Source organism: Acetobacter cerevisiae, from assembly GCF_001580535.1.
Taxonomy (GTDB): domain Bacteria; phylum Pseudomonadota; class Alphaproteobacteria; order Acetobacterales; family Acetobacteraceae; genus Acetobacter; species Acetobacter cerevisiae.
Genome location: NZ_LHZA01000079.1, coordinates 1 through 6,344 on the forward strand (window position 1 = coordinate 1; position 6,344 = coordinate 6,344).

The 6,344-nt window shown below is 53.2% G+C and carries 4 protein-coding genes; 2 read left to right on the plus strand and 2 right to left on the minus strand.

All coding sequences use genetic code 11. The features are described 5' to 3' along the window. Together AD928_RS01025 and AD928_RS01030 are read right to left on the minus strand one after the other, a co-directional pair. A partial coding sequence (locus AD928_RS01025; RefSeq protein WP_156470035.1) for an NAD(P)-binding protein occupies positions 1–389 on the minus strand: 389 nt, incomplete at its 3' end. A 174-nt stretch (positions 390–563) separates the two neighbouring features. Then, positions 564–2,942 (minus strand): phosphoketolase family protein, encoded by a 2,379-nt coding sequence (locus tag AD928_RS01030; protein WP_062247548.1) that lies wholly within the window; start codon positions 2,940–2,942, stop codon positions 564–566. Positions 2,943–3,272: 330 nt separating this feature from the next. Between AD928_RS01030 and AD928_RS01035 the strand changes: the two genes are divergently transcribed. Together AD928_RS01035 and AD928_RS01040 are read left to right on the plus strand one after the other, a co-directional pair. Further along, positions 3,273–5,888: a TonB-dependent receptor plug domain-containing protein gene (locus AD928_RS01035; RefSeq protein ID WP_373320567.1), complete on the plus strand. Its 2,616-nt coding sequence runs from the start codon at positions 3,273–3,275 to the stop codon at positions 5,886–5,888. A gap of 67 nt (positions 5,889–5,955) precedes the next feature. Next, the coding region (locus AD928_RS01040; RefSeq protein WP_209436630.1) for an NAD(P)-binding protein at positions 5,956–6,344 on the plus strand (389 nt) is incomplete at its 3' end.

The following is a 6,344-nucleotide window of genomic DNA, read 5'->3' on the forward strand; positions in this document are numbered from 1 at the left end:
TACGGGATACGCCATGGGCCGGGGTTGATATAATTGCCCGGTGCAAAACCAACTTTCTGGGTGGCACCGCCCAGTTCCTTGACGGTGTCACCCCCGCGCAGGCTGATATTACGACCGCCGCTGCGGCTCTGGAATTCCAGAATCTGGACTTTGTAACCCGCTTTCCGCAGTTCATAGGCCGAGAGCATCCCGGCCAGACCCGCACCCAGCACCAGCACGCGGGTGCCGGGTTTGGCACCGGAGAGCTGGGGTGGCCCACGGAAATCTGTGCCCATGGCGTGGCCCAGAGTGGTCATGGCCTGATACAGCGCGGCGCTGCCAGCCAGAGTGCCGATGCGGGTCAGAAGCTGCCGGCGCGTCGGTGCGGTGGGCGGATGAGCGTGTGGCATCAGGTAATCCCGAGATGATGTCAAGAATAGTCAGGCCGCATGGAATGACCGGCATTTCCTCACAACCGATCATGACGGAATCAGATCGTTTGTGTATCGTAATGCTAAGCCATCTGTTACGGCATGACAACATCTCAGATGCGCCAAATCGTGCAAAATAGTGCGCAGGGATTTTTACTGAGGCCAGGTCCAGTTCCGGATTTCGGGCATGTCCTCGCCATGCTCACACACATAGCGTTCATGTTCCGCCAGTTTGTCGCGCACGGCCTGATGCGTATAGGCCGCCTGACTCGCCAGCCGGGGCACCCGCCGGATGACGTTGGCGACCAGGTGGAAACGGTCCAGATGGTTGCGCACGGTCATGTCAAACGGGGTGGTGGTGGTGCCTTCCTCCCGGAAACCATGCACATGGAAATTGGCGGCGTTTTTCCGTTTGTAGATGAGTTGATGCACCAGTGCCGGATAGCCATGGAAAGCAAAGATCACGGGTTTGTCTGAGGTGAAGAGCGCATCAAACGTCTCATCCGGCAGGCCGTGCGGGTGCTGCTCCGGTGTTTGCAGCGTCATCAGATCGACCACGTTTACAAAACGGATTTTTACATCCGGAAGGTATTCATTCAGCAGGCTGACAGCGGCGAGAGCTTCCAGTGTCGGCACATCGCCCGCACTTGCGATGACAACGTCCGGCGCGCTTCCTTTGTCATTACTCGCCCATTCCCACATGCCAATGCCTTGCTGGCAGTGGGTGAGGGCATCATCCATGCTGAGCCACTGCAATTCCGGTTGTTTGCCAGCCACAATGACATTGATGCGGTCCCGGCTGCGCAGGCAGTGGTCCGCCACGCACAGCAGCGTGTTGGCATCCGGTGGCAGATAGATGCGCACGGTCTCTGCTTTCTTGTTCACCATATGGTTCAGAAAGCCGGGGTCCTGATGGCTGAACCCATTATGGTCCTGCCGCCAGACATGGGACGTGAGCAGATAGTTCAGTGATGCAATGGGCCGCCGCCAGCTGGTTTCCCGCGAGGTTTTCAGCCATTTGGCGTGCTGGTTCACCATGGAATCTATAATGTGGATGAAGGCCTCATAGCAGGACAGAAATCCGTGGCGGCCTGTCAGCAAATAGCCTTCCAGCCAGCCCTGACAGGTGTGTTCGCTGAGGATTTCCATCACGTGGCCGTCTTTGGCCAGATGATCATCATACGGTTCAGTTTCCGCGTTCCAGGCGCGGTTGGTGACATCCAGAACGGCGTTCAGGCGGTTGGAATTGTTTTCATCCGGGGCCAGCACACGGAAATTCCGTTTGTCCAGATTGGCCGCCATGACATCTTTCAGCCATTCACCCAGAACGCGGGTGGATTCTGCCACGGTCTTACCGGGTGCTGTTATGGCGACGGCATGAGCGCGGAAATCCGGCAGGCGGAGGGGGCGGAGCAGCGCGCCGCCATTGGCGTAAGGGCTGGCGCTCATCCGCTTGCTGGGCGGTGGGGTAAGGGCGGCAATCTCGTCTTTCAGGCTGCCATTTTCATCAAACAGTTCTTCTGGCTTGTAGGACTTCATCCATTCTTCAAGAATGGCGAGGTGGCCGGGTTTTTCCATATGGTCTACCGGCACCTGATGCGCCCGCCAGAACCCTTCCGTGCGCAGGCCATCTACCGTTTTGGGGCAGGTCCAGCCCTTGGGGCTGCGTAGGACAATCATTGGCCATGTGGGGCGCTGTGGGGCGTCCTTACCGCTACGAGCGGCAGTCTGAATGGCGGTAATGCGGGCAAAAGCCTCGTCCATGGCTTTTGCCATAGCCTGATGCATGGGGGCCGGGTCATGCCCTTCCACAAAAATTGGCTCGTATCCACAGCCTTTCAGGAAATCACGCAGCTCATGCTTGGGGATGCGGGCCAGAACGGTGGGGTTGGCAATTTTGTAGCCATTCAGATGCAGGATGGGGAGCACGGCCCCGTCTGTTTTGGGGTCGAGAAACTTGTTGGAATGCCATGAGGTGGCGAGTGGCCCGGTTTCTGCCTCGCCATCCCCCACCACACAGGCGACCACAAGGTCCGGATGGTCAAACACCGCGCCATAGGCGTGGGAGAGGGAGTAGCCCAGTTCACCGCCTTCATGGATAGAGCCGGGCGTGGTGGCGGCTGCGTGGCTGGGAATGCCACCGGGGAAGGAGAACTGACGGAAGAGGCGCGTCATGCCCTCTTCATCCTGCGTCACGTCCGGGAAGTATTCCGTATAGGTGCCTTCCATCCATGTGGAAGCAATCAGCCCCGGTGCCCCGTGGCCAGGACCGGCGACAAACAGGATATCCTGCCCCTGTGCCCGAATAATACGGTTGAGGTGCAGCCAGATGAAGTTCAGCCCCGGCGTAGTGCCCCAATGGCCCAGAAGACGCTTTTTGATGTGCTCCAGCTTGAGCGGTTCCCGCAGCAGAGCATTACGCAGCAGGTAGATCTGGCCAATGGAAAGATAATTGGCGGCGTGCCACCATTTATTGAACAGATCCAGCTCTTCGGCTGAAAGCGGGCCGGGGTTTGGGGCGGTGCTGGTCATGGTGGTCCTTCCGGGGAAAGGGGCAGAGACGAGGGAGCATAAACCAGAAACGTTCGGACTGGAGTACGGTTCGGGTATGGCTGAGGTCGAGTAGCGACATAAAATGGGGCGGTGTCTCTTAAATCTAAAGAGCGTCGTCATCAGCTGGGTGGCTGCATAATGTTGCTATATGGCAACTACCCCTCAAAAACATTCCGGAATCGATTCATAGTGATGGCAGTTTCCTGAGTGCCTCCTCATACTGCGGAAATAACTTGGGTCGTGGTGTCCTAAAGTACTTTTGCAGAAAGTATCGGGTGAGGCATGATGATAAGAAACAAAATTTTCTTGATGACGACCACCCTGTGTGTCGTAACGCCTTCTATTACCGCAGTGGCTGCACCATCTGAAAAATATCGTCCCGCAACGCAAAAACATCCTGTTGATCAGGCACATTCCCAGAAAAGTAAAATAAGTTCTGCAAAATCGTCCTCATCTCATGTTCCGCCAGCACGTCATAAAGATACGGGCCCCATGATGGCGGGAGAGGCAGAAACAATTAACGTAACAACAGGAACACATTCGACCAACCGCAAGGCGCGTCAAAGCACATCTCCTGTAACGGTTGTCTCGGCTGCCACTTTGGCCCGATCAGGACAGATGAATCTCGCAGATGCGCTGACACGCACTTATGCTTCCATTAACGTTGTCGCAATGGGAGCGGATTCTGCGGCCTTGACCTCATCCATTCAGATGCGTGGGTTGGGGCCGAATGAAGTTCTTGTTCTGGTTGATGGCAAACGGCGGCATAATACTGCAAACATTGTTGCAGATTCTGGCCCGCAGTTTGGTTCTACAGGGGCCGATATTAATAGCATCCCCGCCAATATGATTGATCATATTGAAGTGCTGGAAGATGGAGCCGCGGCCATGTATGGCTCGGACGCCATTGCCGGGGTTGTTAATATTATCACCAAGAAAAGAGACCATGGCGTGAGCATGAGCGCGCAAACAGGCGCTAATGCGTATAATGGTGACGGGTGGCAATACCAGTTAAATGCCGATGGCGGTTTGAAATGGGGGAATAATGGTTTTCTCCATCTTAGCGGCCAGATGTATCATACTGATCATATGACCGTAGGGGCGAAGGACCACCGCCTTCTGGGGTATTGGCCAGAAGGTGCCTCTACAAATGGATACTATACGGGATCTGTAAAAGTTCCGCTTGATTCAAACAAGATTCTTGGTCGTCCTGAAGAAACGCGTGAGAATTTTGGAATGGATTGGGGTAAGGATATTGTGGATGATCGCCTGCAGTTTTACGGCAACCTGACCTACATGCATCGGCATGGGGAGGCTTACGAAAATTATCGGATTCCTAGTAGTGCTCCCAGTATGTATCCCTGGGGTTATTCTCCATTAGAAACTAACGAAGAAAACGACTACGCTGTCACAATGGGCCTGAAAGGGAACAGGCTTTTTGGAGATTGGGATTGGGACGCAAGTTCAACTTATGGTGCTGACGGCACCAAGATTGGTAATAAAAATACCGTCAACACAGGGATGCTTGCCTCAACATGTTCTACTAATCCTTCCAGCGCATATTATTCGACAGATGGTTGCGGTTGGTCACCCACATCTACCCGGGCTGAAACTTATCGGATGGCCCAATGGACCAATAATCTGGATTTCCGTCATCGCTTTAATATTGCCCACACTGTACCGATGACACTGGCCATAGGTGGAGAGCATCGACTTGAAACTTATCAAATTATAGCGGGTAACCCGAATTCCTATGAGCTGGGTGGCACGCAGGGGTATGCGGGTCTGGGGCCGCAGAGCGCGGGAAACTGGCACCGTGATATTTTTGCGGCCTATATTGATGGTGATTTCCATCCTTTGAAAAACTGGGATTTGGATTTTGCCGGCCGCTTTGAACATTATACGGATGTGGGCAATACCCAGACAGGGAAAATTTCAACCCGCTATGATGCGACAAAATGGCTGGCCTTTCGCGCAACAATCAGTACCGGGTTTCGCGCACCCACCCTTGCAGAGCAGCATTACAGCGCAATGAATGTTGGCCCAACCAGTGCGTCTGGTATGCTTGCCGCGTCATCGGCGGCGGCACGTGCTTTGGGGGCTTCAAAGCTAAAGCCGGAACAGTCTGTCAGTGAGAGTGGTGGTATTGTTATTGAGCCAATAAAAGGGTTTCATATTGAAGCCGATGTCTATCAGATCAATCTGCGTGACCGTATCGTAGGCGGCGGGACGGTCAATGGTCAGGCTGCAGTCAATGCTATTGAAGCAATGGGGTATACGCTTGCCGGACCAGCTTTGTCTGACCCGTCTCAGGATAGCGCCTATTATCTCACCAATGGTGCGAGTACCCGGACTCAGGGGCTGGATATCAAAGCGGACTATGCTTTTCACATGGAGCGTTATGGGACGCTGAATTTGTCAATGGCGCTTGATCTGAACCGGACGCGCCTCCATCACAACGGTCTGGATTCCAATGGGAATGAAGTTCTGAACGCACAAAATATTGGCTATATCACAACAGCCTATCCTCGTAGCAAAATCATTCTCAATGCATTTTATACGGTGGATAAGTGGGATATTAATATTCGTCAGACACGTTATGGCGAAACAACAAATATGCTGGAATATCAGGACTGGACAAATGGCGCCCTGACATGTCCTGCAGATGGACAGGCTCTCCGCTATTCCAATACCTGCTTTGCTCAATTTAAGAATTCACCACGGTGGCTGACTGATCTGGAAGTTGGTTATCGTTTCAATAAAAATTTCCATCTGGCTGTTGGTGCAAACAATATTTTCAACGTACGTCCACGCAGAATTCCGCATGTGAATCAGGCTTATGGCAGCCAGGTTTATGACCAGTTCTCGCTCCAGGTGCCGATTACTGGAGGATACTATTACGGGCGATTGAATGTCACATTCTGAAAACAGATTATATAAAAAGAAAAAATACTGATTTTTTGGTTATTTTCTTCTGATGTAAGGGTTTTGCATGGCTATGAGTTCCGGAAGATTGCCTCCTACACGTCGGCAGTTTCTCACCAGGGTTGGTGTTCTGGCCGGAAGTGCTGGTCTTTATCAGGCCATGACCAGCCTCGGTCATGCCATGCAAAGTGATTTTAAAGGGCCACCCAAGCTTTCCGGTGCTAAGGCCGGAACGACAGTTCTTGTATTGGGGGCTGGACTGGCTGGTATGCTTGCGGCCTATGAGCTGCGGAAAGCTGGTTATTCTGTAAGGGTTCTTGAATTTCAGAACCGTGCAGGAGGACGCAATATGACATTGCGCGGTGGAGATACCCTAACGGAACTGGGTGGAGCAACACAGAAAGTTGGCTTTGCAAAAGGGAATTATATTAACCCCGGCCCATGGCGTATCCCGTA

What these genes read in the sequence shown, in the direction of transcription:
- AD928_RS01030 (WP_062247548.1), bottom strand. Translation starts at nt 2,942, where the DNA reads ATGACCAGCACCGCCCCAAACCCCGGCCCGCTTTCAGCCGAAGAGCTG.
- AD928_RS01035 (WP_373320567.1), top strand. Translation starts at nt 3,273, where the DNA reads ATGACGACCACCCTGTGTGTCGTAACGCCTTCTATTACCGCAGTGGCT.